The following is a 25008-nucleotide window of genomic DNA, read 5'->3' as shown; positions in this document are numbered from 1 at the left end:
CGGCCTCCAGCCAAACCTCGCGCCCATGGGTCAAAAGTGTCAGGGCCGTGCGGAACAATGGTTCTCATGACATCGGGAGCTTCGGTGCTGCAGAAGTTCACCCCCGCCACCAGGGAGTGGTTCGAGGGTGCTTTTGATGCGCCCACACCTGCGCAAACCGGAGCGTGGGAGGCCATCTCCGAGGGGTCGAATGCGCTGGTCGTTGCACCGACAGGTTCGGGAAAGACGCTGGCGGCATTTCTCTGGGCCCTGGACAGTTTCATTGCATCAGCCGCCGGAACCGCCGCCGCGGCTGATGCGACAGCAGTTACCGCTACAACAACGGCTCCAGCTCCAGACGGAAAGTCCGCGAAAGTACCCGGACGCAAAAGAACTGCTGAGCCCAAGCGCAAGACCAAGGTTCTGTACATCTCGCCGTTGAAGGCGCTTGGCGTCGACGTGGAACGGAACCTGCGCTCTCCCCTGATCGGCATCACCCAAACCGCCAAACGTCTGGGCCTGCCCACACCGGGCATCACCGTGGGAGTCCGTTCCGGAGACACCCCCCAGAACGAACGCAGGACCCTGCTGACCCGCCCGCCGGACATCCTCATCACCACTCCGGAATCCCTGTTCCTTATGCTGACATCACGGGCACGGGAAACGCTGGCGGAAGTGGAGACCGTCATCGTCGACGAGGTGCATGCCGTCGCCGGAACCAAGCGGGGCGCACATCTGGCGGTAACTCTCGCCCGGCTGGACGCAATGCTGGACAAACCGGTCCAGCGCATCGGACTGTCCGCGACGGTGGAACCCCACGAAACCGTCGCCCGCTTCCTGGGCGGAAATGCACCGGTCCACATCGTCGCACCGTCCTCCACGAAATCGTGGAACCTGACCGTGACTGTTCCGGTGGAAGACATGTCGGACCTGGGCGGGGCGCCTGCAGCCGAAGACACCGTTGAGGGAGGATACGCGCCGCAGGCCAGCATCTGGCCCCATGTCGAGGAAAAGATCGTGGACCTCGTCGAGGCCAACCGCTCCACCATCGTGTTCGCCAATTCCCGGCGGCTGGCCGAGCGGTTGACCGCAAGACTGAACGAAATTCACGCGTTCCGGAAGGAGGCGGCGGCACTGTCGGAAGCGGCGGCCGCTGCCACCGGGACCGACGGCATGACCGGGACCAACCGGAATGACGGCACCCGGAGCGCGGCACCATCCGCGACTCGTCCCCCCGCACAGCTGATGGCGCAGGCCGGAGTGTCCATCCGCTACCGCGACCCGGAACCCCAGACAGAGACGGATGAGAATAACCTCCTGCTGGCCCGCGCCCATCACGGCTCGGTTTCGAAAGACCAGCGCGCCCTGATCGAAGACGACCTCAAATCCGGACGACTGCGCTGCGTGGTGGCGACCAGCTCACTGGAACTGGGCATCGACATGGGTGCCGTGGACCTGGTGATCCAGGTCGAATCCCCACCTTCGGTGGCCAGCGGGCTGCAGCGTGTCGGCCGCGCAGGACACCAGGTGGGAGAAACATCCCAAGGCGTCATGTTTCCGAAGCACCGCGGAGACCTGCTCAATTCCGCTGTTGTTGCCGAACGCATGCTTGCCGGACAGATCGAGCCTCTGTCGATCCCCTCCAATCCCCTGGACATCCTCGCCCAGCAGACCGTGGCGGCAGCTGCTCTCGGGTCGATCGATGTGGAGGAATGGTTCGACGTCGTCCGCCGGTCCGCACCCTTCGCCGGGCTGCCGCGCTCGGCCTTCGATGCCACCCTGGATCTGCTGGCCGGACGGTATCCCTCCGACGAGTTCGCGGAACTGCGACCGCGCATTGTCTGGGACCGCACCGAAGGCACCATCACCGGACGCCCCGGAGCGCAGCGGCTGGCGGTGACCTCCGGCGGAACCATCCCGGACCGCGGCCTGTTCGGCGTTTATCTGGTCGGTGACTCCGAGGGCAAAAACAGCCGGCGCGTCGGAGAGCTCGACGAGGAAATGGTCTACGAATCCCGGGTCGGCGACATTTTCGCCCTGGGCGCCACGAGCTGGCGGATCGAGGACATCACCCATGATCGGGTGCTGGTCTCCCCCGCCTTCGGGCAGCCCGGAAAGCTGCCCTTCTGGCGCGGAGATTCCCTGGGCCGGCCGGTCGAGTTGGGCCGGGCCCTCGGCGCCTTCGTCCGGGAGATGTCCGGCAGCGACGATGCGAAAGCCCGGGAGCGCCTCGCCGCCGTCGGGCTCGATGAGTGGGCGGCCGGAAACCTCATCACCTACCTGCGTGATCAGCAGCAGGCCACCGACGTGGTGCCGAATGACCGGACGCTGGTGGTGGAGCGTTTCCACGACGAACTCGGAGACTGGCGGGTTGTCCTGCACAGCCCGTACGGAATGCCGGTCCATGCCCCTTGGGCTCTGGCTGTGGGGGCAAGACTGCATCAGCGGTACGGGCTGGACGGCTCGGCGATGGCGTCCGACGACGGCATCGTGCTGCGGGTGCCGCTCATGGAGGACGAACCTCCGGGGGCGGAACTGTTCCTCTTCGAGGCGGACGAACTCGAATCGATAGTCACGGCAGAGGTCGGCGGATCGGCCCTGTTCGCTTCACGGTTCCGTGAATGCGCCGCACGGGCACTGCTGCTGCCGCGGCAGAATCCCGGGAAGCGCAGTCCGCTGTGGCAGCAGCGGCAGCGGTCGGCACAGCTGCTGGACGTCGCGAAGAAGTACCCGACCTTTCCCATCGTGCTCGAAACGGTGCGTGAATGCCTGCAGGACGTCTATGACCTGCCCGCTTTGAAGGACATCGCCGCCGGAATCGAGCGGCGCGAAATCCGCTTGGTGGAAACCACCACCCCCTCGCCGTCGCCCTTTGCCCGGTCGCTGCTCTTCGGCTACATCGGCGCGTTCCTGTACGAGGGAGACTCGCCGCTGGCGGAACGCCGCGCTGCGGCCCTGTCGCTGGATCCGACGCTGCTCAACGAACTGCTCGGCCGGGCAGAACTGCGCGAGCTCCTCGATGCGCGCATCATCGCGCAGGTTGAGCGTGAGCTGCAGCGCCTGGCAGCAGACCGCCGTGTCCGGGGAATTGAAGGAGTCGCTGATCTGCTCCGGCTGCTGGGACCGCTCACGGTATCCGAAACGGCAGCCCGGCTGCAGCCACCGGCAGCCGACAGCAGTCCCGCACAGCATGATCCCGCCGCACAGAACGACGACGGCGCCACGTCAGCGGCGCTCACGACAGGGCCGGGACACGGGGCGTCAGCAAAGCAGGCCGTCCCGCAGGACCACAACACGCCAGCTGAGCACACGGAACCCGCCCACTCTGCCAATCCGGAGTATGCGTCCGAGCTCCTTGAGGAGCTGGTCCGTTCGAACCGTGCCCTCAAGGTGGGCGTCGCCGGACTGTCCCGCTATGCGGCGATCGAGGATGCGGCCCGACTGCGCGATGCCCTGGGCGTTCCGCTGCCCATGGGTGTTCCGCTGGCCTTCATTGAGCCCGTCGCCGATCCCCTGGGCGACCTCGTCGGCCGGTACGCCCGCACGCACGGGCCGTTCACCGCCGCGGAAGCCGCCGCGAGGCTGGGGCTGGGCGTCGCCGTCGTCACCGGAACGCTTCAGCGGCTCGCCGGCGAAGGCCGGGTGGTGGAAGGCGAGTTCCGGCCGGCGGAAACCTCCATTCTGGACGCCGCAGCGGGAGTCGACAGCACGCCGGGTGCGGTGCTCACCGTGCCCGGCATCCCCGCCGGAACCGAATGGTGCGACGCCGACGTGCTGCGCCGCCTGCGCCGCCGGTCGCTGGCCGCGCTGCGGTCGGAAGTGGAGCCGGTGGATCCGGCGACGTACGCCAGATTCCTGCCGGTGTGGCAAAACATCGGCTCTTCCCTGCGCGGGCTCGACGGCGTTGCCACCGTGATCGACCAGCTCTCCGGAGTGCCCATCCCGGCATCGGCATGGGAACCGCTCATTCTGGGCTCCCGGGTCCGGAACTACACTCCGTCAATGCTGGACGAACTCACTGCCACCGGAGAAGTCCTCTGGTCCGGAACCGGCGCACTGCCCGGCAACGACGGCTGGATTGCTCTGCACCTTGCCGAAAACGCACCCCTGACCCTGAATCCCGCAGATGATTTTGACCCCTCTGACCTGCAGCTGCAGCTGCTGAACCTCCTGTCCGGAGGCGGAGCCTATTTCTTCCGCCAATTGGTGGATGCCCTGGCGGCTCAGGGTTCGCAGTCCTCCGATGCCAATGTCATCGGTGCCCTGTGGGATTTGGTCTGGTCCGGGCGGATCACCAATGACACCTTCACTCCGGTCCGCTCCCTGCTCTCCGGCGGCAAGACGGCGCACAAACAGCGGGCCGCCACTCCGCGGGCCCGCACCGCGCGGCTGGGCAGGATCGGCCGCGCTCCCGGCGCGTCCCTCACCGGAGGGTCGATGCGCCTGGCCGCCGGCAGCCAGCCCGCTGCCCTGCGGAACGCACCGCAGCTGGTCGCCGGGCGCTGGAGCATGCTGCCTCCGGTCGAATCTGACACCACCATCCACGCGCATGCAACAGCCGAGCTGCTGATGGACCGCTATGGCATCCTCACCCGCGGTTCTGTCGCCAGCGAGGGAACACCCGGCGGCTTCGGCCTGCTGTACAAGGTGCTGGCACGACTTGAGGAGATGGGCCGCTGCCGGCGCGGATACTTCATCGAACAACTTGGAGCCGCGCAGTTTGCCGTTCCAGCCACTGTCGACCGGCTGCGGTCCTTTTCCGAGGACGCACAGCTGAGGAAGCCGGAACCGACGGCTGTGGCGCTGGCTGCCACGGATCCGGCGAATCCGTACGGCGCAGCGCTGCCCTGGCCCGCGCTCGACGGCGGACACCGGCCCGGCCGGAAAGCCGGTGCCCTGGTAGTGCTGGTGGACGGAGATTTGACCATCTATGCCGAACGCGGAGGGAAAACCCTGCTCTCCTTCACCGAGGATCCTGCTGCCCTTGAGCTCTCCGCCGAGGCTTTGGTGGGTATTATCCGCAGGGGTGCCGCGGAAAAGATGGCTATAGAGAAAGTCAACGGGGTGGACATCCTGGACACGGACGCTGCCCGTGCCCTCACGCACGCCGGTTTTTACACGACGCCGAAGGGGCTGCGCTACCGTGTCTGATTCACCGTCGGATTCACCGCGACCACTAACCGGCGCGGCCGGGCCCGGCCAGGGAGGAGACAGTGCCTGAAGGAGATACCGTCTGGCGGGCTGCCCGTGAGCTCAATACCGTCCTGGCAGGGCAGACCCTCACCCGGTGCGACATCCGCGTTCCCAAATTCGCGACCACCGATTTCTCCGGCCACACAGTTGCCGATGTCGTTTCCCGCGGCAAACACCTGCTGATCCGCTTGGACGGTTCAGGTGTGCCCGGTTCAGCTGTGGACGCTGCAGCGGCGCGGGTACCTGCAGGGCGGGCAGCTACGGGGCGGGCAACTGCGGGTTCTGCAGCTATGAATGCTGCGGACACCGGTTGGATCCTGCATTCCCACCTCAAGATGGAAGGGTTGTGGCACGTCTACAACCGCGGCGAGCGGTGGCGGCGGCCGGCGTTCAAGGCCCGCTGCATTTTGGAGACGTCGACTAAGCAGATTGTCGGCTTTGACCTCGGTTTCCTGCGGGTCCTTCCCCGCAGCGAAGAGGACGACGCCGTCGGGTACCTCGGGCCGGATCTGCTCGGTCCGGACTGGGATGCGTCCGAAGCCCTGCGGCGAATCCAATCGGTTCCCGAACGGCCCATCGGCCTGGCGCTGCTGGACCAGCGCAATCTGGCCGGGATCGGCAACGTCTACCGGTGTGAAATCTGTTTTCTGGCCGGAGTCCATCCGCTGACACCTGTGGGGGAGGTCCCCAATCTGCAGCGCATCATTGATCTGTCCAAGCGGCTGCTCGAAGCCAACAAGGCCCGCAGCCGCAGAATCACAACCGGCAACATGGGACGAGATCCGCTGTGGGTCTACAACCGCGAGACCCGCGGCTGCCTGCGGTGCGGAACGAAGGTTGCCCACGAACTGGTCGGAGACAATGCCTTGGAGTTGCGGGATCTGTATTACTGTCCGCATTGCCAACCCGTCTCCGGTACTCGGCCCGCCTAACTGTAACTCGCCGGTCCCCCACCGGTCCGTGGCCGACGGCCCGCCTACCCCCCCCCGCCTAGCCCCCGCCGGTCACCGGCCGGTCCGCGGCCGATCCGCGGCCGATCCGCGGCCGGTCCGCGGCCGATTCCCCGCAAACCGTACTCTGAGCCGGCACACCGTACTATGAGCCGTATGGACCCTTCCTCCCCTTCCGGAGTGACAGGCTTCTGGTATCCGACCCGGCCGGAACAGGAGCCCGCCCGGGCCGTGCTCAATACGCTGCGGGACTACCGCTCTGCGGAACAGGAAATGCGCCGGCGGACACGCGAAGAGCTGGGCATCAATGAGAAAGACATGCAGGCGCTCCGGCATTTGATGCGTGCCCACCAGCAGGGAGTCGCTCTTGGGCCAACGGACTTGAGCCGTCTGCTCTCCATCTCCACCGCGTCCACCACTGCTCTGATCGACCGCCTTGTCAGCAGCGGGCACATTGAGAGGCGGCTGCACCCCACCGATCGACGGGCGCTGGAACTCGTCCCGACTGAGAAGTCGGACACGGAAATGCGGGAGTTTCTTGGTCCGATGCACGAGCGCATGATGGCGGTAGCCGCCTCCCTGTCGCCGGAGGAAGCGGAGATCATTGCCGGGTTCCTCCAGCGGATAACCGACGCCCTGGACGAAAAAACCGTCATCTGCGCTGCACCCCACACCCCGCTTTCCTGAACCCTCCTGACTGACCCGCACCGGCCCGCTAACTGGCCGGTGCCCCGGATGGACGGTGAGCTGGCCTCCTGCGCCCGGTGCCGTCGTCGGCCGCCCCCTTCCGCACTCGGTAGTCTTGAAGGGTGATGTCATCTCCCCTTCCCGTGCGCAACGGCGTGAACGCGACCCGTCTGCGGCTGCCGGTTGAAGGCCCGTGGGAAACTGCGATGGACTACGTGCTCTCCCGCTTCGGCCACGTGGATCCGGACGGAATAGTGGACCGGTTCACCCGGGGCGAGGTCGTGGGCCTGGGCGGCATTCCCCTGACCCACCGCACCCCCCTGAACGAGCACACGTTCATCTGGTACTACCGGGAGTTGCCGCCCGAAAAACGGCTGCCGGTGGACATCAACATCCTGCACCAGGACGAGGACCTGTTGGTTGTCGACAAACCGCACTTCCTGCCGACTACGCCCGGCGGGATGTACGTGGCTGAATCGGCATTGGTCAGGCTTCGGGTGCAGCTGGACATTCCCGACCTCATTCCCATGCACCGGCTGGACCGGATGACTGCAGGCGTACTGCTCTTTTCGACAAATCCGAAAACCCGCGGAAAATACCAGACGCTGTTCGAAAAACGCCGCATCTCCAAGGAGTATGAGGCAGTAGCACCGGTGCGCACCGATCTGGAGCTGCCGCGGATCGTGCGCAGCCGCATGATCAAGTCACGCACTTATTTGCTGGCGCAGGAGGTGGAGGGCGAGCCGAATGCGGAAACGCGTGTCGAGCTCCTGGAAGCGCACGACGGCGTGGGCAGGTACCGATTGCAGCCCCACACCGGCAAAACGCACCAACTTCGCGTGCACATGGCCTCGCTGGGAATCGGCATCCTGAACGATTCCTTTTACCCGGAGCTGCTGCCCCAGGCGCAGGATGACTACTCTCGGCCCCTGCAGCTGCTCGCCCGCTCGGTGGAGTTTGTGGATCCGTTGACGAAGCGGCCGGTGCAGTACCAGAGCGGTCTTTCCTTGGCCTTCGCGCCGGGGGCCTAAGCGGCCCCGATCATCTCCAAAACGACCGGCCGCGGGGACCGCACCTGCAGCCTTTCGGCAGGTAAGGAATTTCTTCCCTGTTTAGGGTTGCCAATGGGTAGGCTGGATGCAAACGTCCAGGGCAGTGCCCGCGGACGCTCTCCCCAGGGAAGGACCCTGATGAATCCGCCGTCGAAGCCGTCCGCACCGCAGCCCGGCCCGGAGACGCAGCGCGGTCCGGTGGAGCAGCGTCGTCCGGATGCGCAGCACGGCCCGGAGGACCTGAACGCTCCGGATGCTCAGCACCGTCAGGATGCACAGTCCTTTCCCGATCCGCAGGGGGTTCCGGATCCGGCCCCTCCGCTGCGAGGCACCAGCGGAAAGACAGCTCCGAAACGGCTGGTGAAGCCAGCGGAGCCGGCACACCTGCCCAAACTGACGCCGCTGCCCAAACCGAAACGCGGACCCGCAGGAAGGCCGGCTGAACTGCAGCGCGGGGGAACGGCGCCGGATAGGTCCGAAGGCGTGTCTGATCCTGCGGCCACCGGCACGGTGAACCCGCCGCGGTCACCAAGGTCAGGCCGGGCTGCCATCCCGGTCCGGCTCATCCGCCGCGTCGCCGTGTCGGCAGCAACCGCAGGGGCGGTATGGTCCACGGCGTTCACAGTGAGTGCGGACAATGAATCGGCCGCCGCCCGCCTGCAGGGAGCCCTGGACCCGACGGGATCGCTGCTCGCTCCCGCAGCGATGGTGTGGTGGCTCTGGTTGCCGATAGTCGCAGGATGGCTTGCATACGCCGTCTACCAATGGCTTCCACGACAGCGCACCAATTCGCGGCACGATTGGTTTGGCTGGCTTGTCCTGGCAGCCGAATTAGTGGCGTTCGGCTGGCTGCTGGCCGTTTCGGCCGGAACGGCAGCAGGTGTGCTGGCGGTCGCGGTCGCCCAGGTAGCACTGGGGCTGCTGTGCATTCACCGGAGCAACAGCATTCCGCCGGCAACCCGGACGGAGGGGTGGTTGGCCGATGTCCCCCTCGGACTGTTTTTCGCCGCGGGCATCTTCTCGCTGACCACATCCGCTGCCCACATCCTGACCACCACGAACGCGGATCTGGCCGGCTGGGGCGGTGTCGCCTGGGCCCTGATCGGACTGGTGACGGTGACCATGGGCGTCATAGTGGTCTGCATGACGGATCGCGGTCACCTGGCCGTGGCGGTGGCCGCAGCCTGGGGGCTGTCCTGCGTGGCTTTGGAACGGCTGGCAGGCACGCCGGGATCGATGGTTATTGGTGCTGCGGCCGCAGGCTCCGCCTTCCTTGTATTGCTCTCGGCCGGATCCCGCCGCCATCAGGTGGACCATGAAAGACGGTGGAACGAACGTCACCCCCAGCAGGAACAGGAAGCCGAGCCGCCAGCGGAGGAAGAAGCGTAGGCCGTGGCCCGGAAGGAATACTCCGGCATCCGTGTTCGTTGCCGCCGGGTATGAAGATCATCGGCGTGGAAAAGTTTGGCGGCCCGGAGGCCCTGACCGTATTGGACGTTCCCGAGCCCCATGCCGGGCCGGGCGAAGTGCGCATCCGGGTCAAAGCAGCGGCAGTGAGTCCGACGGACACCGTCTTGCGCAGCGGAGGGCAGGGCAAGGGACACCTTGAATTCCCGGCGATTCCCGGCATGGACGCGGCAGGAATCATCGACGAATCGAACGACGCCGGCGGGTGGGAGATCGGCGACAAGGTCATGTCCATCGCCCTGCCACTGGGAGCGCACCGGGGAGCCTATGCGGAGTATTTGGTGGCGCCTGCCGATTCGCTGGCACGTATTCCGGCGGGTAGGGATTTCGCGGAGGCATCCACACTGCCCATGAACGGGCTGACGGCGGTGCAGACCCTCGAGAAACTGGGTCTGCAGCCGGGACAGTCACTCGCGGTGACTGGTGCGGCCGGAACCCTGGGGAACTACCTCGTGCAGCTGGCCAAGCAGGCGGGCTTGGTGGTTGTGGCCGACGCCGCCGAAAAGGACCGCACGCTGGTCTCCGATCTGGGACCGGACTACGTGGTGGAGCGCGGTGACGGCGTCGCGGAGCAGGTCCGTGAGCTGTTCCCGGACGGAGTCGACGCCGTCGCCGATGCCGCAGTGATGAATGAAAAGGCCGTCTCCGCGGTGAAGGACGGCGGCGGATTCGCCACTTATCGGTGGTGGCAGCAGGACCCGGGCCGCGGCATTACGGTGCATGCCATTGCCGTCCGGGACGAATACCATTCGGGCCAAAAGCTGGAGGCGCTCCGCCGCCTCGCTGAGGACGGCACACTGACCCTCCGGGTGGCTGATCGGCTGTCGGCGGACAAGGCTGCCGAGGCGCACCGCCGACTCGAAGCCGGCGGTGTCCGCGGCCGGTTGGTCCTGCTCTTCTAGCCCAGTCGGGCCTTCCAGCCCGGTCGGGTCTTGCAGCCGAGTCGGGTCAGAGCGAAACCCATCGGCCCCGCTGCCGCCGCAGGACACGCAACCGCTCTGCCTCGGCGACACCGTCCACGGCGTGACGCATATTGGCTGCAGCGCGCTTCGCCTGGGAGTTCTCCAACGACCATTCATTGTCGGGAACCATGAACCGCAGGGTGATGCGCGGTATGCCGCTGACGATATCGAGCTGGTTGGCTTCGACATGGTGGCTGGCGGCCACCGCGGCAACTGCCGTCTCCATCACCGCTTCAGGCCGGATGCCGGGCTTCAGCCCCGTGATGTTCAGCTGGGCTCGAAAAGAAGGCATAACCACAGGTTAGACGGTCCCTGCTATCTTCCCGGCCGGAGCAGCTCCTCAGAGTTCGCGGTTCTCCGGATCGAAGTCAGCGAGGGGATCCCCGCCAAGGTGCGCCGGGTCGTCGCTGCCGTCCTCTTCATCCGCAGAGGTGGGATCGTCGAAGTCGACGTCGAGGGCCGCTTCTCCAATGGTGGGGACCTCCGGAGGAACCTGGGAGTCCCCCTCCTCGAAGCGCTCTTCCGCGGTTTCGTCCCTCAGGGTCTGGTCCGACAGCGTGCCCGGTTCGTTCGCCAGCGGCTCTTCGTTCACCAAAGGGTCCTCCTGCCAACGGTCCGGATTGTCTTCCGCCGCCCCCGGATAGCTCAGGTCTTCGGGGTCAATGAACTCATCAGCGTTGCTCAGGTCATCAGCGTCCGCCAGATCGTCCAGCGGAACGTCGGCGACCTCGTCCGGAGTTACGACGTCGGCAAAATCGTCGGCCAGTGCGGGGTCGTTGCCCAGCTCGGGATCGGGAATGCTCTGCTCGTCCATCAACTCTGCCTTTCCGTCTGCGTGCGCCCGCCGTTCCCCCACGAATCGCAGCTGGGAGGTTCGGCAGACCTTTTTAGTAAGCCTACTGACATCCCGGTTCCAGCACCACCCGGACCGCTCCGGGGCAAAAAAGCCTCCTTGTTCCGCGCGTAATTTTAGCCATAAACCGCGGTATTTCGGGTCGAAATCCAATTACGTCACATTAGTTTGACGTAAAGGTCACCCTAAGTAAGGGTTGCCTGAGTTATCTACTCTAAAACCGAGGGAGTCGCAGTGACCTTGCTGCACCACACTGAAGAGCGCGCAGACCTGGCAGCGCAGGTCGAACTGGAAATGGCCGCCGCCAGCCACCTGTTCAACGCGCGGACCACCGGACGCTACACCGCCGACGTCGTTCAGGGCGTGAAGCTGGTGGCGGCGACGGTCGCTGGGACCACCAAACCGTTCACGGGAACCACTCCGGCACAATTGGCACCAACCGTGGACGGCATAGACCTGGAGTCACCGCTGTCGAACACCGCAGCAGCACTGCAGGAACTTGCCGGAGCCTATTTGCAGGACGCTGTGTACTTCCACGACACCAAGTACGCGGCGCATCTGAACTGCCCGGTGGTTATTCCGGCACTCGTGGGCGAGGCGATCCTGTCCGCCGTGAATTCCTCGCTGGACACATGGGACCAAAGTGCAGGCGCCACGCTGATCGAGCGGCGCCTGATCCGCTGGACAACTGAGCGGCTGGGACTCGGCCCCGCCGCAGACGGCGTCTTTACGAGCGGCGGCACCGCCTCAAACCTGCAGGGCCTGCTGATCGCCCGAAATTCCGCCGTATCCAAACTGCGGCTGGATCCGCGCCACGAGGGCCAGCGGCTTCCGGCACTGCTGGACGGCCTCCGTATTTTCACTTCAGAGGCCAGCCACTTCAGCATCTCCAAGTCCGCATCGCTTCTGGGACTGGGGTACGACGCCGTCGTGCCCGTTCCGTGCGACTCTTCCCGCCGGATGGATCCCGAGGCCCTGCGTGCGGCCCTGGAGACCAGCATCGGGCGCGGCGAAACTCCGATGGCCATAGTTGCCACCGCCGGCACCACCGACTTCGGCAGCATCGACCCGCTGTCCGCCACCGCGGCCCTGGCCCGCGAGCACGACACCTGGCTGCATGTGGACGCCGCCTACGGTGGCGGGCTCATCACCTCCCTGCGGCACCGGCACCTGCTGGAGGGCATCGATGCCGCCGATTCAGTCACCGTCGACTTCCACAAGACGTTCTTCCAGCCCGTTTCCTCCAGTGCGCTGTTGGTGCGCGACACCGCGATGCTCGGGCATGTCACGTTCCATGCGGATTACCTCAATCCGGAAAGCGCCGCCCGGGAACTGGTTCCGAACCAGGTCGACAAGAGCCTCCAGACCACTCGGCGGTTCGATGCGCTGAAACTCTGGCTCACCCTGCGGCTCATGGGTGCCGACGGCATCGGGCTCCTTCTCGACGCGGCCGTGGACCTGGCCGCCGACGTTTCCGGCATCCTGTCCGCCGATCCCGACTTCGACCTCGCGGCACCGGCACAGCTCAGCACCCTGGTGTTCCGCTACCTTCCCGCCGGCGTGGATGCCGACACCGCCGACGCCATGAACCAGCGCATCCGCAAGGACATTTTTGCCTCCGGCGAAGCAGTGGTTGCCGGAACCACGCTGGGCGGCCGCCACTACTTGAAATTCACCCTGCTTAACGCCGAAACCACGCTCGAGGATGTCAGCGAAATCCTTGCGCTGATCCGCACCGCCGGAGACAACTACCTGGCAGGAGCCGCCGCATGAACCCCCCTGCCCCCTTCGACTCTTCCCTCCCGGCACCGTCAGCTTCTCCGGCACCGTCAACTTTCCCGGCACCCTCAACTTCTCCGGCAGCCTCCGCGCCGCCGCAGGGGCACGTGTACGACGCCGTCGGCATCGGCGTCGGGCCTTTCAATCTGGGACTCGCCGCACTCACGGAGCCGATAGCCGATTTGGACCTGGTGTTCGTCGACCAGCGGCCCGGCTTCGACTGGCATCCGGGAATGATGCTGGACTCCGCACACCTGCAGGTCCCCTTCATGGCGGATCTGGTCACGCTGGCCGATCCGACGTCGCCCTATTCGTTCCTGAACTTCCTGAAGGAAACCGGACGGCTGTACCGCTTCTACATTCGGGAGAACTTCTATCCGCTCCGGGCCGAGTTCAACGCCTACTGCCAGTGGGTGGCCGATGCGCTGCCCAACGTGCACTTCGGCGAGCGCGTGGCCCGGGTGCGGTACGACGACGGTGTGTACGCGGTGCACACCGACGGTCCCGGCGGACCCCGGATCCGGCTCGGCCGCCGCCTGGTCCTGGGCACCGGAACATCCCCGCACATCCCGCCCGCAGCCCGCGGCATCACCGACGCCGGAGGCCTGGTGCTGCACAACGCCGACTATCTGGCACGGAAGGCCGAGCTGCAATCCCGCTCGAGCATCACGGTGGTCGGCAGCGGCCAGAGTGCCGCGGAGATTTACCTGGATCTGCTTCAGGATCTGCCGGCTCACGGCTACGAGCTGAACTGGGTGACCCGGTCGGGGCGCTTCTTCCCGCTGGAGTACACCAAGCTGACCCTGGAAATGACGTCCCCGGAGTATGTGGACTACTTCCACGCCCTTCCGGAAACCACCCGGGACACTCTGGTGGCCACCCAGAAGAACCTTTACAAGGGCATCGATTCCGAGCTGATCAACGAAATCTACGACACCCTGTATGCACTGAGCCTGAACGGAGAACCCCGGACGCGGCTGCTGACCCACATGGAGCTGCGCGCGGCCCGCTATCATCCGGAAACCGGCCGGCACACCCTGGAACTGCACCACGATGAACAGGACCGGGGGCACCTGCTGGAGACCGACGCCGTCGTCCTCGGCACCGGCTACTCCTACCGGGAACCGGAGTTCCTGGCCGGAATCGGCGAGCGCCTCAAGCGCGACGCCGCCGGCCGGTTCGATGTGGACCGCAACTACGGGATCGGCACCGCTGCGGGCGAGATCTTCGTCCAGAATGCCGAGCTGCATACCCACGGCTTCGTCACCCCCGACCTGGGGATGGCCGCCTACCGGAACTCGATCATCATTCGGGAGATGCTCGGTCGCGAGCACTACCCCGTGGAGCGCAGCATCGCCTTCCAGGAGTTTGGCGTGCCTGCCGGAGCGAGCTCCCCCGCAAGTTCCACTGCAGGCCCCCCAGCAGCGTCCCTTGCAGCCTCCCCTGCGGCCTCCCCCGCAGCCTCCCCCGTGCGGCAGCCCGACGGCGACCGGGTGTCGGCATGAACTTCACGATCGTTCCGGTGGATGCCGCCCGTGACGCACCCCTGCTGCACGACTGGATGGCCCGCGACTACGCCCGCTTCTGGGGCATGACCACTGCCTCGCGTGCGGAGGTGGAAGCCGAATACACCCGGATAGCCGAAGACCCGCATCACCATGCCTGGCTGGGACTGGAGGACGGCACACCGGCGTTCCTGATGGAATCGTACGCCCCGGCACACTCGCCGCTGGCCGGACTCTATGAAGTGCGGCCCGGAGACACCGGCATGCACCTCCTCGTGGGCCCGGCAAAACAGCCGCGGTCCGGATTCACCACGGCGGTGTTCCGCACCGTCCTGGATTTCCTCTTCGCCCAGGAGCGCACGCAACGCATTGTCGTGGAGCCGGACGTCCGCAACACCAAAATCGCCGCGCTGAATGCCCGGATGGGCTTCGTACCGGCCAAGACCATCTCCCTTCCGGACAAGGACGCCCTGCTCAGCTTCTGCACCCGCGGGGATTATGCCCGCAGCCGTCAGTCTGCCGACGCCGCCGTCCCCGCCGCACACCCCACCGACGCTGTTTCAGGAGTTGCCCCGTGACCATGATCTTTTCCAACACCACATCTGACGCCATCGACTTCCCCGCGGAAGCCCCCGCCGGTTCGACGACCGCACACCTGACACCCGAGCGGTGGGCCACGGCAAACCGGCACCTGATCCGCAAGGCGCTGGCGGAGTTCTCGCACGAGCGCATCCTCGCCCCGGAACCGGTCAGCCCGGCGGCAGACACCGCGGCCGCACCGGCGACGACACGGGCGTCGGCAGTCATGGCCGCAGGACCGGCACGGGCCACGGAGGCCGCCTACCGTCTGGTGTCCGACGACGGCGGTGCCGAGTACCGCTTTGCCGCCCGGCTGCTTGAACTTGACCACTGGTCGATTCCCGCCGCGAGCATCCAACGGTTTGCCGGAGGAACTGAAACGTCGCTGGACGCACTGGTTTTCATCACCGAGTTCTCCGCCACGCTGGGCATCAACGACCAGATGCTGCCCGTCTACCTCGAGGAAATCAGCAGCACGCTGGCCTCCCACGCCTTCAAGAATTACCCGGGTGCGCCGTCGTCGGACGCACTGGCCCGCGGAGCCACCAAGGGCTTGGATCCCGCCGCCGATTTCCAGGCGGTTGAGCGTTCCATGATCGAGGGACATCCCTGCTTTGTTGCCAACAACGGCCGGCTCGGCTTCGGATCGGACGATTACCTCGCCTACGCACCGGAAGCAGGAGCTCCCGTGCATCTGGAGTGGATCGCCGTCCGCCGCGACCGCTCCGTCTTCACCTCCCTCCCCGGCCTGGATTACCGGACCCATCTGGAGAACGAGCTGGGTGCCGCCGCCGTCGCCGGCTTTGACGCCCGGCTGGGGAGCCTCGGAGCCGATGCCGCCGATTACCTGTACATGCCCGTCCATCCGTGGCAGTGGACCAATAAGCTCACCGTGACCTTCGCGGCGGAAATTGCGCAGGGGCATCTGGTGCATCTGGGAACCGGCGACGACATGTATCAGGCGCAGCAGTCGATCCGGACGTTCTTCAACCGGGACCGGACGGACCGGTGCTACGTGAAAACGGCACTGTCCGTGGTGAACATGGGCTTTATGCGCGGCCTCTCCCCCGAATACATGCTGGCAACCCCGGCCATCAACGACTGGCTGGACGGCCTGGTCCGAAACGACAAAACCCTGCAGGCGGCCGGTTTCAGCATCCTGCGCGAGAATGCCGCAGTCGGCTACACGAACCGCTATTTCGAGGCCGGCTCCCCCAAGGGCTCGGCCTACCGCAAGATGCTCTCCGCCCTGTGGAGGGAGAGTCCTCTCGAACGGCTGGACAGCGGTGAGCAGCTGGCCACCATGGCCTCCCTGCTGCACACCGATGCCGGCGGCCGGCCGCTGGCCTCAGCGCTGATCGAGCAGTCCGGACTCGGCGCCCAGGCGTGGTTGGAGCAGTATCTCCGGGCCTACCTGGTGCCTCTGTTGCACTGCTTTTATGCCTATGAACTCGCCTTTATGCCGCACGGCGAGAACCTGATCATGGTGCTCCGGAACGGAGCAGTCCAGCGGATGATCATGAAGGACATCGCTGAGGAAATCGTGGTGATGGGCGACCGCACTCCCCTGCCGGAGGACTGCACCCGCGTGCGGATAGACATCCCGCAGGACGACAAGGTCCTCTCGATTTTCACCGATGTGTTCGACTGCATCTTCCGTTTCCTGGCGGCCCTGCTGGAGGAAGACGGGCAGCTGGAGACCGGCAAGTTCTGGGAAACCGTGGCATCGCTGGTCCTGGAGTACCAGGACGCGCATCCGGAACTGGCAGCCGAGTTCGCCACCCACGACCTCTTCGCCGAAGATTTTGTCCTCTCCTGCCTGAACCGGCTGCAGCTGCGCAACAACCAGCAAATGCTGGACCTGAGCGATCCCTCGGGCGGGCTGCAGTTTTCCGGCCGGCTGGACAACCCGCTGGCACGCTTCCGCCGCTGACCCGCCGGTGACCCCGGTGCCCGGATTTCCCAGGTGCACCGGGGTCTGCGGGGTCAGCGGTTCTGCGGGTCAGCGCAGCGCCGAGATCCCGGTGATGTCGCGGCCCACAATGAGGGAATTGATCTCGTACGAGCCCTCGTACGTATAAATGGCTTCGGCATCGGCGAAGACCTTGGCCATGCGGTAGTCCGTCACGATTCCGTTGCCGCCCAGGATGCTGCGGCCCAGCGCCACGGTTTCGCGCATCTTGCGGCTGGCATAGGACTTGGCCAGCGCCGCCTGCGCCATGCCGTCGGATTCGCTCCTGGCGGCGGTCCGGTTGCCCGCCGAAGGGTAGCCGCCGCGTTCCAGTTCGGCGACGCGGGCGAGCATGCCGGTGCTCGCCACAGTGTTGCCGAGCATCCGCACCAGCTGCTCGGTGACGAGCTGGAACGACGCCAGCGGCCGCCCGAATTGGTGCCGCTCCACGGCATAGGCCCGGGCAATATCGACGGCGGCCAGCTGGGTGCCCACCGCCTGCCAGCCCACCATGATGCGGGACCCGCGCAGCAGGTGCTTGATGTCCTCGAAGCTGTCGATGCCGGCCAGCCGGTCGGCTTCGCGGACACGGACGCCGGTCAGCGTGATGTCGGCATTCTGCACGGTGCGAAGGGCCGTCTTGTTTTCGATTCTGCTGCGGTGCACACCGGGCAGCGAGGCATCCAGCAGGAACCCGCGGATCTTTCCGGTCTCCGGTTCGCGGGCCCACAGCAGCATGTAGTCGCAGAAGGTGCCGTTGCCAATCCAGCGTTTGCTGCCGTTGAGAATCCAGGAATTCCCGTCCCGGACGGCGGTGGTCTCCATGCCTCCGGCGACGTCGGAACCGTGGGCCGGCTCGGTCAGGGCGAAGGCTCCGGTGATCCGCAGCGCCAGCGCGTCGGCCAGCAGGCGGTCCTTCTGGTCCTGGGAGCCGAAGGCATGCAGGGCCTCCACAAAGAGGTCGTGGTGGACCATGAAGAACGTTGCAATGGAGGTGTCCGTCCGGGTCATTTCAGCGATCACCAGCCCGGCAAACAGTGGGCTGTAGCCCTGCTGCACGGGAGTCGAGAGCTCCAGCGCCGCGAGTTTGGGCAGGAGCTCGGTCGGAAACCGGGCGTCCTGCCACCATTGGGCAGCATACGGGGCGACCTCCGCGGCGAGGAACGCCCGCAGTTCGGCGAGTTTCTCCTGTTCCCGGGCGCTCAGCAGGTCTTCGAAGGCATAAAAATCGGCGTTCGGAAGCGCTGAATCGGGCGGGGCCACGGAGGAGCCGGAAGGGGCGGAGGAGCCGGAAGGGGCGGAAGAGCCGGAAGGGGCGGAAGAGCCGGAAGGGGCGGAAGAGCCGGAAGGGGCGGAAGAGCCGGAAGGGGCGGAGGAGCCGGAAGGGGCGGAAGGACGTGGAAAAGTGGACGGAGCTGAAGAATCAAGAGCCAACTCAGCGCGGTCCCATCCGAATGGCGCCGTCCAGCCGGATTGTTTCGCCGTTGAGCATCTGGTTCTCGATGATGTGCGCGGCCAGGGCCGCGTATTCATCAGGCCGGCCCAGCCGGGAGGGATGCGGCACCTGGCTGCCCAGCGAGTCCTGGGCCTCCTGCGGCAGGCCCGCCATCATGGGGGTCTCGAAGATTCCGGGGGCGATCGTGACCACTCGGATCAGGTGTCTGGCCAGTTCCCGTGCCAGCGGCAGCGTCATGGCCGCCACGCCGCCCTTGGACGCGGCGTACGCCGGCTGCCCAATCTGTCCGTCGAAAGCAGCAACCGAGGCGGTGTTGATGATGACCCCGCGCTCCGGAGTGCCGCCCGTTTCCACCGGATCCGTCTCGGCCATGGCCTGCGCCGCAAGCCGGCACACATTGAACGTGCCGATCAGGTTCACCTGGATGACACGGGCAAAATCGTCCAGCGGCAGCACACCGTTGCGGCCCAGCACCTTGCCCGGAGTGGCGATGCCCGCACAGTTCACGGCCACGCGCAGCGGACCTGCATTCATGGCAGCTTCCACTGCCGCCGCCATCTGGCCGGCGTCGGTGACGTCTCCGGGAACAAAACGGGCGTTATCGCCCAGCTCGGCGGCGTAAGCCAGCCCGCCGGAGGACGGAAGGTCGACCAGGATTACTGACGCTCCGGCGTCGTACAGCCTGCGGGCCGTGGCCCGCCCCAGCCCGGAGGCACCTCCGGTAACGAGTGCCGATGCGCCAGAAATGTCCATGCGTTCTCCTGTGAAAGTTACTGCCCGCCCCTGCGGCGGCACATTGAGCCTACTGTGATCCGCCACACATCGCATCTTCAGCCGGGCGGCCCGGCGGCGCCGGTTGAACGCCGGCCCTCCGGCACCGCTTCCGCTCCGGGCTTGACCCCTCGGCTGTAACGGCGGCACCGACAGGTCTAGGGTGGTGCGCATGCTTCCCGAGGAACCACTGCACGAAATCCAGGCCCGCGCAGACGACGCCGCCGCTTCCGTCACGGCTGCCTACGCCCGGCCCCTGCTCCGCCTCCCGGGCACCACGCTGGCGTCCGTCGACAACCCCAGGCCCCGGCGCGTGCTGCCCGGGCCCTGGCACTACTGGTGGCAGGCGCACTACGTGGATGTGCTGGTCGATGCCGCCCTGCGCGGAGCTCCCGGCGCGGCTCGGCAGGCCCATGTGCTGGTGCGCACCATCCGGCTCCGGAACGGGCTGCGGGCCACCAATTGGTACTTCGACGACATGGCCTGGCTGGCGCTGGCCGTCCACCGACTGGATACGCTCGTGCCCGTCCGACCCGAGCGGAATCAGGACGACGACGGCGGTGCCTCAGCGGCGCACGGGCGCCAGCACCCGCGAATGCTGGCAGCACTCGGTGACGCCCTGCGGTCAGCCCACACCCTGGACTTTGGCGGCGGACTGTACTGGAACCGGCGACGCACCTTCAAGAACACTCCGGCAACGGCCCCGGCGGCGCTGCATTTCGCGCGAAGCGGTGAACGCGAGCGCGCCCAGTCGCTGATCGACTGGCTCAACACCGTTCTGCTCGATCCCGGCACCGGCCTGTACCTCGACGGCGTCAAGGCAGCGGACGGCAGCTCCGGGGAGACCGCTGTGGAACGGGCCGTCTACACCTACAACCAGGGCCCGGTCCTCGGTGCGCTGCTGGAGCTTGGCGGTCCGGCAAACCTCTCCCGCGCCGCAGAGCTGGTCGGAGCCATCAGCAATGAGCTGAGCCATGCGGGCACCGCCGTGCTGATTACGCACGGCACGGGAGACGCCGGCCTGTTCACCGGAATTCTCTGCCGTTACCTGGCTCTGGCAGCGCTCTCGCCAACCCTTCCCGAGGACCGGAGGGAGCAGGCCGCTGAACTGGTCACCGCAACGGCGCAGGCACTCTGGGCGGGACGGACCAAGCGGGGGCAGCGGACGGTTTTCTCCCCGCATCCGCTGGAACCGGCGGACCGGCATTATCCGGCCGGAACCGGCGTCGGCCTTTCCACCCAGCTTTCGGCCTGGATGATCCTGGAAGCGGCAGCCCGGGTCCGGCGCGGGCTCAGCTGACGCGCCGCGGGGCGCTCAGCCCAGCCCAGCTCAGCCAGCCCGCCCCGGGGACCCGGCCGGCTTTCAGGGGACGCTGCCGGCTTTCAGGGGACGCTGCGACGCTGCGGCCCGGTCGTTGAGATCGGCAAGTGTCAGCCGGTGGCGCGGAGACGGCGGCAGCGGATAACTGGTCTCGATCTGCAGCGAAGGCTTGATGTGGAGGAGTTCCCCGGAGTTCATTAATCGCCAGTTGGGGTTGTCGTCCATTTTTTCGGTGGCCAGCAGCACGGCAGGGCGCTGCTTGTCGCTCAGCTCCTGGCTCCGGACGCTGATCCGCTGGGTTGTCATGCCGCTGTGCGGGTCGTCAGCGGAAAGCTCCAGCACGTAAAGGGGGTGGGTGTCCGGGTAGCGCACCGCCCAAAGGTCCGCCGCGGTGGTCACAATGATGTTCAGCGCGAACAGCCGCAGGTTCTCGGCAACCCAGCTCAGGGCCGAGGCGATGGCGGCATCGACGTCGCCCCCGTTGCTGCGCGCCTCGGCCGTGATCAGCGCAAACACCCGTTCACTGTCCGTTTCGCCTTTCACCAGATCCATCACGCCCAGTTGCCGCAGCCGGACGTCGAGCCGGTCCAGGTCCTCGACCACTCCGTTGTGGGCCAGCAGGCGGTTGTCCTGTTCAAACGGATGGGTGTTTACCTTCAGCTCACCGCCGGTGCTGGCATAGCGTACGTGCGCGAGGAACGTGATGCTCTCCAGGTCCCGGGCTTCGGCGGCGAATTGCTTGTCCTCATAGGCCGCGATCGGAGCCTTTTCCACCACCGGCCGGCCCTCGCGGTCATAGGCTCCGATACCGAAGCCGTCAGCTTCCCGCCGGCTCTGCTGGGCCAGGCTGTCCGGCGCGGTCAGGAGCCAGAAGGTGGCTTTGACCGGATCTGCCCCGGCGTGCATAGCGAAGAGCCGACACATGGTGAACCTCCTGGATTCGCCGCTGCAAGACGGTCCCGCCGCGGGATTTCCCTCTGACCGTGCGTGATCGTTCCAGCCTCCCGCGGCGCTCAGGCAAAGGCAAGGGCCGGCCTGTCAGGGAGCCCTGCGCTGCGGATAAGGGGATTTGCCCTCCGCCAGCATCCGGACCAGTGACGCGATTTTGCGCTCCCGGGTGGCAGGGGTTTTGACTACGTTCATCCGAAAGAACAGGGCATACCGGTTTTGGGAAGTCAGGACCTCATACATGGCCTGCGCCGCGGGCACCTCGGCGATCGCGGCCAGCAGGTCCTCGGGAACCTCAGCGGCAGCCGATCCTGCGTAGGCCGTCTCCCACCGCCCGTTGGCTTTCGCCTGCTCGACGGCGGCACGGCCGGCCGGGCGCATCTTGCCTGCTTCTTCCAGCCGTTCCACGAATCCGACATTTCGCCGGCTCCAGATGCTGCGCGGCCGCCGCGGGGTGAACCGCTGGAAGTAGCTTTCCTCGTCGCGCCGATTGGCCTGCCCGTCTATCCAGCCGAAGCACAGGGCCTCCTGCAGGGCTCCGTCATAGGACAGCGCGGTGAGGCTTCCGCCCTTGCGACCCAGGACCAGCTGCACCCCCGGGGAGTCCGCATGGTGGGTCTCCAGCCAGCTGCGCCACGCTTCGGCGTGCGGCAGCAGCAGCTCGGGCAGCGGCGCCTTGGGCTGCTTGGGCTGCGGTGCCTTGGGCTGCTTGGGCGGCGTCGGTTGCTTGGCCTGCTTGGCCTGCGTCGGTTGCTTGGCCTGCTTGGCCTGCTTGGCCGCCGGGCCGGACGCCGTCGGCTCCTTCTGCGAGCTGCTCATGTGCACGAGGTTAAGCCCGAGGCACGCACTGCTGAAAGGGTCCGCCAGTTCAGCCGAGGGCCAAAGCGCCGCGCGTCGGCTCAGTGCCCCCGCCGGATTGCGATAGAACACTGCTATGAGTGTTCGTACCCCTGATCCTTATCCCGGCTGGCTTTCCGAAGAAGACCTGTATGAGGCGAGACAGCGTCTTCCCATGGTCTATGTGGAGGCCGTGCCGGTCCGCTGCGATCCTCTGGGCTACGTCACCGAGGTCGGCCTGCTGCTGCAGGCGACCGACGAGGGCAAGATGGTCAGGACCTTTGTTTCGGGTCGTGTCATGTACCGGGAAACCATCCGCGCGGCCCTGCTGCGGCACCTCGAAAAGGATCTGGGGCCGATGGCCTTCCCCCAGCTGCCGCCGGCCCTGACGCCGTTTGCCGTGGCCGAGTATTTCCCCTCGCCCTCGCAGTCCGGGCTGACCGATGAGCGCCAGCACGCCGTCGCGCTGGCCTACCTCATTCCCGTCACGGGTGAATGCGAACCCCGCCAGGATGCCCTGGAGCTGTCCTGGCTGACGCCCGAAGAGGCCCTGAGTCCGGAGATCTACGCCGAATTTGCCGGCGGCCGCGGGGACCTGCTGCGGCAGGCCCTGGCCTCGGCCAGCTGGGGACGCTGAGCGCGCGTTACCGCTTCTTTATATACTGGGGGCCGATTGCCCGACGCGAAGGAACCTGCCATGACCGAGAGCCAACCGGAATCTTACACATTCCGGGTCAATGCCGAGCTGCTTGCGCCCGGACAAATCCCGGTGCATGAAAGCACCTCGCTGGCTTCGGTCCGGGACAGCTCGGTGGAGAACGACGACTTCGGCGCACCCGCGCTCGTCCAGCTCGTCCTCGAGGACGGAATGAAACTCCGCCTTGCCTACGGATCCTCCGTGCGGGTCCGGGCTCCTGCCCCCTCGGGGTCCCCGGCCGATGCCGTGCGCATGGTGCCGGCGGATGAGGAGAACTATGCCGCCGTCGTCAGCGGCGCGGCTGCGGCGCATCCGGAGGACCACCACGTCCAGGAACTGGCCGCCCGGCTGGGCCGCGGCCTGAACGTGAAGTCCGGAAGCAACCTGCGGGATGTCCGGGATCTGGCGCACACGCTGTACGTGGACCTGGATGACTCCGAAAACGCGCTGCAGGTCTGCAACATCATCACCGGACTTCCGTTCGATGGAAACTTCGGCCGGTGGAACTGGATTCAGAACGCGCTGGCGCTGGCCGCCCACATCACGCACGAGGCCGGAGACGCCGAAACCTCCGCAGCCTATGCGCAGGCTGTCCGGGCCGGCGACGCCGCTGAGAGTGATCCGCTGAAGGCCAAGCTCGCAGCGGAGCTGCTGCAGCGCCAGTTGAATGAACCCAACCTGTACGACCGCGAAATCCACCGTTCGGCGGAGGCCGGTGACGGGCACAGCGAACGCGACTGGCGCGTGCTGCGGCTCGATGCCCTGCTGTACCTGCGGGCGCACGGCGGATCCCAGACGCTTTCGGAAAGCGAGCTGGAACGGCGAATCCGCAACGAACTGATCGCCGTGCGGGGCCTGAACCTGGATCTTTAGGAACGCCGGGCGCCGGGGTCCCGGACCCCGGCCGGCCCGGCACCGGCCGGCCCGGCACCGGCCGGCGCGGCAACGGACCGGGCTGCCGCCAGTCGGCGCCGGCCGAGACGCCGGTTGTGCACGTGGATGACCAGCACCATGGCCATGCCCACGGCTGCCCCGATGACTGTTTCCACGGCGCGGTCCTGAATCAGCAGCACCGCGTTGCTCGGGTGCGCCAGCTCGGTGCTGACCAGCGCCAGCGGAGTGATGACCACCTGCGCCAGGGCGTACTGGCGGGCAACGAGCAATTCCGCGCCGAACTGCAGCAGCGCGATGACCACCACCATCTGCCAGGGTTCAAGCCCCGGCAGCAGGATCAGCGCGGTCAACAGCAGACCGGCGAAGGTGCCCAGGATCCGGTGCAGCCCGCGGTACATGCGGTTGCGCACCGTCAGCCCCACCAGCGGCACGGTGGCCGCGACCATGGCCCAGTAGTTGTGGCCGATGCCCATGGCCGTGGCGATCGAGCCGGCAACGGCGGCGACAACGGCGTACTGCCCGGCGTCGGCGTAGATGGCCCGGCGCTGGAGCCAGGTGAAACGCGGCCGGTTCGGCTTCACCCAGGGCGTGCGGTACGCAGGCCGGAGCCAGCCGGAGAGCCCCAGCAGAAGCGAGAAGGCCACCGTTGCGCCAGCGGCCAGCAACGCCTGCCACAGCGGCGGCTGGCCCGGAACGGAGGAGATCGCAGCATAGGCAAAAATGTGGAACAGCGACCCCGCCGGACGAAGCCGCCAGAAGCCGGTGGCCAGGGTTCCCAGCCCGGCCACGGCAGTGGTCCCCAGGACGATCTCCCACGGGCCGGGATCCAGCCGGGAGGTCAGGGCGCCTGCAGTGATCACTGCCAGCATCAGGGCCGCGGCGCGCAGCTGGTGGCCGAAACGCTGGCGGTGCGGTTCGTTCCGCCCGTAGATTCCCGTGAAGGCGCCAAAGGTGGCGAAAATCGCCAGGTCAATCCGGCCGAGGCCCAGCAGCAGGAGCAGGGGCAGGCCCACGCCGAGCCCGCAGCGCACCGCCACTTGGTGGTCGTTGTTCGCGGGGGCGATCCGGAACATGTCGCGCAGGTGATTCACGGGCGGCTCAGCCTTTCACATGCCTTCGAGGCTGGG

At 66.6% G+C, this 25008-nt stretch carries 20 protein-coding genes; 13 read left to right on the top strand and 7 right to left on the bottom strand.

Features of this window, described 5'->3' with window-relative positions; all coding sequences use genetic code 11:
- Positions 1 to 66: 66 nt before the first annotated feature.
- The 6 genes from QNO08_RS01510 (at position 67) to QNO08_RS01485 (ending at position 10230) form a co-directional block, all read left to right on the top strand.
- A complete protein-coding gene (locus QNO08_RS01510; protein WP_229967910.1) occupies positions 67 to 5130 on the top strand; it encodes an Lhr family ATP-dependent helicase in 5064 nt (1687 codons plus the stop codon).
- Between the two features lie 62 nt (positions 5131 to 5192).
- On the top strand, positions 5193 to 6104 hold the full coding sequence (locus tag QNO08_RS01505; protein ID WP_229967908.1) for a DNA-formamidopyrimidine glycosylase family protein: 912 nt from the start codon (positions 5193 to 5195) through the stop codon (positions 6102 to 6104).
- 174 nt (positions 6105 to 6278) lie between these two features.
- Positions 6279 to 6809 (top strand): MarR family winged helix-turn-helix transcriptional regulator, encoded by a 531-nt coding sequence (locus QNO08_RS01500; RefSeq protein WP_229967907.1) that lies wholly within the window; start codon positions 6279 to 6281, stop codon positions 6807 to 6809.
- Between the two features lie 125 nt (positions 6810 to 6934).
- Positions 6935 to 7840: an RluA family pseudouridine synthase gene (locus QNO08_RS01495; RefSeq protein ID WP_229967905.1), complete on the top strand. Its 906-nt coding sequence runs from the start codon at positions 6935 to 6937 to the stop codon at positions 7838 to 7840.
- A 159-nt stretch (positions 7841 to 7999) separates the two neighbouring features.
- Positions 8000 to 9250 (top strand): TspO-related membrane protein, encoded by a 1251-nt coding sequence (locus QNO08_RS01490; RefSeq protein WP_229967903.1) that lies wholly within the window; start codon positions 8000 to 8002, stop codon positions 9248 to 9250.
- A 65-nt stretch (positions 9251 to 9315) separates the two neighbouring features.
- Positions 9316 to 10230, top strand: a complete 915-nt coding sequence (locus QNO08_RS01485; protein WP_229967901.1) for an NADP-dependent oxidoreductase — start codon at positions 9316 to 9318, stop codon at positions 10228 to 10230.
- Between the two features lie 46 nt (positions 10231 to 10276).
- Here QNO08_RS01485 and QNO08_RS01480 read toward each other — a convergent pair whose 3' ends face one another.
- Entirely contained in the window at positions 10277 to 10582 is a 306-nt protein-coding gene (locus QNO08_RS01480) for a hypothetical protein (RefSeq protein ID WP_229967899.1), read from the bottom strand.
- A gap of 48 nt (positions 10583 to 10630) precedes the next feature.
- On the bottom strand, positions 10631 to 11104 hold the full coding sequence (locus QNO08_RS01475) for a hypothetical protein (protein ID WP_229967897.1): 474 nt from the start codon (positions 11102 to 11104) through the stop codon (positions 10631 to 10633).
- A gap of 333 nt (positions 11105 to 11437) precedes the next feature.
- Between QNO08_RS01475 and QNO08_RS01470 the strand changes: the two genes are divergently transcribed.
- Genes QNO08_RS01470 through QNO08_RS01455 form a run of 4 tightly spaced genes read left to right on the top strand, consistent with a single transcriptional unit; the run spans position 11438 to position 16939 of the window.
- Positions 11438 to 12916 carry a pyridoxal phosphate-dependent decarboxylase family protein gene (locus QNO08_RS01470; protein ID WP_229968003.1) on the top strand — a complete coding sequence of 493 codons (1479 nt, stop codon included), beginning with the start codon at positions 11438 to 11440 and terminating at the stop codon, positions 12914 to 12916.
- On the top strand, positions 12913 to 14427 hold the full coding sequence (locus QNO08_RS01465; protein WP_229967895.1) for a lysine N(6)-hydroxylase/L-ornithine N(5)-oxygenase family protein: 1515 nt from the start codon (positions 12913 to 12915) through the stop codon (positions 14425 to 14427). The genes QNO08_RS01470 and QNO08_RS01465 overlap by 4 nt, the downstream gene beginning before the upstream one ends.
- Positions 14424 to 15005: a GNAT family N-acetyltransferase gene (locus QNO08_RS01460; RefSeq protein WP_229967893.1), complete on the top strand. Its 582-nt coding sequence runs from the start codon at positions 14424 to 14426 to the stop codon at positions 15003 to 15005. Before QNO08_RS01465 ends, QNO08_RS01460 begins: the two co-directional genes overlap by 4 nt.
- Before the next feature lie 2 nt (positions 15006 to 15007).
- Positions 15008 to 16939: an IucA/IucC family protein gene (locus tag QNO08_RS01455; protein ID WP_229968001.1), complete on the top strand. Its 1932-nt coding sequence runs from the start codon at positions 15008 to 15010 to the stop codon at positions 16937 to 16939.
- 69 nt (positions 16940 to 17008) lie between these two features.
- Here the strand turns inward: QNO08_RS01455 and QNO08_RS01450 are convergent, their stop codons facing one another.
- Positions 17009 to 18220: an acyl-CoA dehydrogenase family protein gene (locus tag QNO08_RS01450; protein WP_229967891.1), complete on the bottom strand. Its 1212-nt coding sequence runs from the start codon at positions 18218 to 18220 to the stop codon at positions 17009 to 17011.
- Between the two features lie 172 nt (positions 18221 to 18392).
- Complete coding sequence (locus tag QNO08_RS01445) at positions 18393 to 19166, bottom strand: 3-hydroxyacyl-CoA dehydrogenase (protein WP_229967889.1); 774 nt, start codon at positions 19164 to 19166, stop codon at positions 18393 to 18395.
- A gap of 190 nt (positions 19167 to 19356) precedes the next feature.
- Between QNO08_RS01445 and QNO08_RS01440 the strand changes: the two genes are divergently transcribed.
- On the top strand, positions 19357 to 20484 hold the full coding sequence (locus QNO08_RS01440) for a glycoside hydrolase family 76 protein (protein ID WP_229967887.1): 1128 nt from the start codon (positions 19357 to 19359) through the stop codon (positions 20482 to 20484).
- Between the two features lie 63 nt (positions 20485 to 20547).
- Here QNO08_RS01440 and QNO08_RS01435 read toward each other — a convergent pair whose 3' ends face one another.
- The gene (locus tag QNO08_RS01435; protein WP_269439248.1) at positions 20548 to 21429 is read right to left on the bottom strand and encodes a class II glutamine amidotransferase; all 882 of its coding nucleotides are present in this window, start codon (positions 21427 to 21429) and stop codon (positions 20548 to 20550) included.
- Between the two features lie 114 nt (positions 21430 to 21543).
- A complete protein-coding gene (locus tag QNO08_RS01430) occupies positions 21544 to 22272 on the bottom strand; it encodes a YdeI/OmpD-associated family protein (protein ID WP_229967885.1) in 729 nt (242 codons plus the stop codon).
- A gap of 115 nt (positions 22273 to 22387) precedes the next feature.
- Between QNO08_RS01430 and QNO08_RS01425 the strand changes: the two genes are divergently transcribed.
- On the top strand, positions 22388 to 22927 hold the full coding sequence (locus tag QNO08_RS01425; protein ID WP_229967877.1) for an NUDIX hydrolase family protein: 540 nt from the start codon (positions 22388 to 22390) through the stop codon (positions 22925 to 22927).
- A 60-nt stretch (positions 22928 to 22987) separates the two neighbouring features.
- Positions 22988 to 23860 carry a DUF6707 family protein gene (locus QNO08_RS01420; protein WP_229967875.1) on the top strand — a complete coding sequence of 291 codons (873 nt, stop codon included), beginning with the start codon at positions 22988 to 22990 and terminating at the stop codon, positions 23858 to 23860.
- Here QNO08_RS01420 and QNO08_RS01415 read toward each other — a convergent pair.
- On the bottom strand, positions 23857 to 24972 hold the full coding sequence (locus QNO08_RS01415; RefSeq protein WP_229967873.1) for an FUSC family protein: 1116 nt from the start codon (positions 24970 to 24972) through the stop codon (positions 23857 to 23859). The genes QNO08_RS01420 and QNO08_RS01415 overlap by 4 nt on opposite strands.
- Positions 24973 to 25008: the final 36 nt, after the last annotated feature.

Source organism: Arthrobacter sp. zg-Y820, assembly GCF_030142155.1.
Lineage (GTDB): Bacteria > Actinomycetota > Actinomycetes > Actinomycetales > Micrococcaceae > Arthrobacter_B.
Note: the sequence above shows the minus strand (reverse complement) of the source record. Positions and strands in the feature narration are given on the sequence as shown.

Excerpts from the sequence above, each read along its gene's own strand:
- QNO08_RS01510 (WP_229967910.1), top strand. The coding sequence starts at position 67 with ATGACATCGGGAGCTTCGGTGCTGCAGAAGTTCACCCCCGCCACCAGG.
- QNO08_RS01500 (WP_229967907.1), top strand. The coding sequence starts at position 6,279 with ATGGACCCTTCCTCCCCTTCCGGAGTGACAGGCTTCTGGTATCCGACC.
- QNO08_RS01495 (WP_229967905.1), top strand. The coding sequence starts at position 6,935 with ATGTCATCTCCCCTTCCCGTGCGCAACGGCGTGAACGCGACCCGTCTG.
- QNO08_RS01490 (WP_229967903.1), top strand. The coding sequence starts at position 8,000 with ATGAATCCGCCGTCGAAGCCGTCCGCACCGCAGCCCGGCCCGGAGACG.
- QNO08_RS01480 (WP_229967899.1), bottom strand. The coding sequence starts at position 10,582 with ATGCCTTCTTTTCGAGCCCAGCTGAACATCACGGGGCTGAAGCCCGGC.
- QNO08_RS01475 (WP_229967897.1), bottom strand. The coding sequence starts at position 11,104 with ATGGACGAGCAGAGCATTCCCGATCCCGAGCTGGGCAACGACCCCGCA.
- QNO08_RS01470 (WP_229968003.1), top strand. The coding sequence starts at position 11,438 with ATGGCCGCCGCCAGCCACCTGTTCAACGCGCGGACCACCGGACGCTAC.
- QNO08_RS01465 (WP_229967895.1), top strand. The coding sequence starts at position 12,913 with ATGAACCCCCCTGCCCCCTTCGACTCTTCCCTCCCGGCACCGTCAGCT.
- QNO08_RS01460 (WP_229967893.1), top strand. The coding sequence starts at position 14,424 with ATGAACTTCACGATCGTTCCGGTGGATGCCGCCCGTGACGCACCCCTG.
- QNO08_RS01455 (WP_229968001.1), top strand. The coding sequence starts at position 15,008 with ATGATCTTTTCCAACACCACATCTGACGCCATCGACTTCCCCGCGGAA.
- QNO08_RS01445 (WP_229967889.1), bottom strand. The coding sequence starts at position 19,166 with ATGGACATTTCTGGCGCATCGGCACTCGTTACCGGAGGTGCCTCCGGG.
- QNO08_RS01440 (WP_229967887.1), top strand. The coding sequence starts at position 19,357 with ATGCTTCCCGAGGAACCACTGCACGAAATCCAGGCCCGCGCAGACGAC.
- QNO08_RS01435 (WP_269439248.1), bottom strand. The coding sequence starts at position 21,429 with ATGTGTCGGCTCTTCGCTATGCACGCCGGGGCAGATCCGGTCAAAGCC.
- QNO08_RS01430 (WP_229967885.1), bottom strand. The coding sequence starts at position 22,272 with ATGAGCAGCTCGCAGAAGGAGCCGACGGCGTCCGGCCCGGCGGCCAAG.
- QNO08_RS01425 (WP_229967877.1), top strand. The coding sequence starts at position 22,388 with ATGAGTGTTCGTACCCCTGATCCTTATCCCGGCTGGCTTTCCGAAGAA.
- QNO08_RS01420 (WP_229967875.1), top strand. The coding sequence starts at position 22,988 with ATGACCGAGAGCCAACCGGAATCTTACACATTCCGGGTCAATGCCGAG.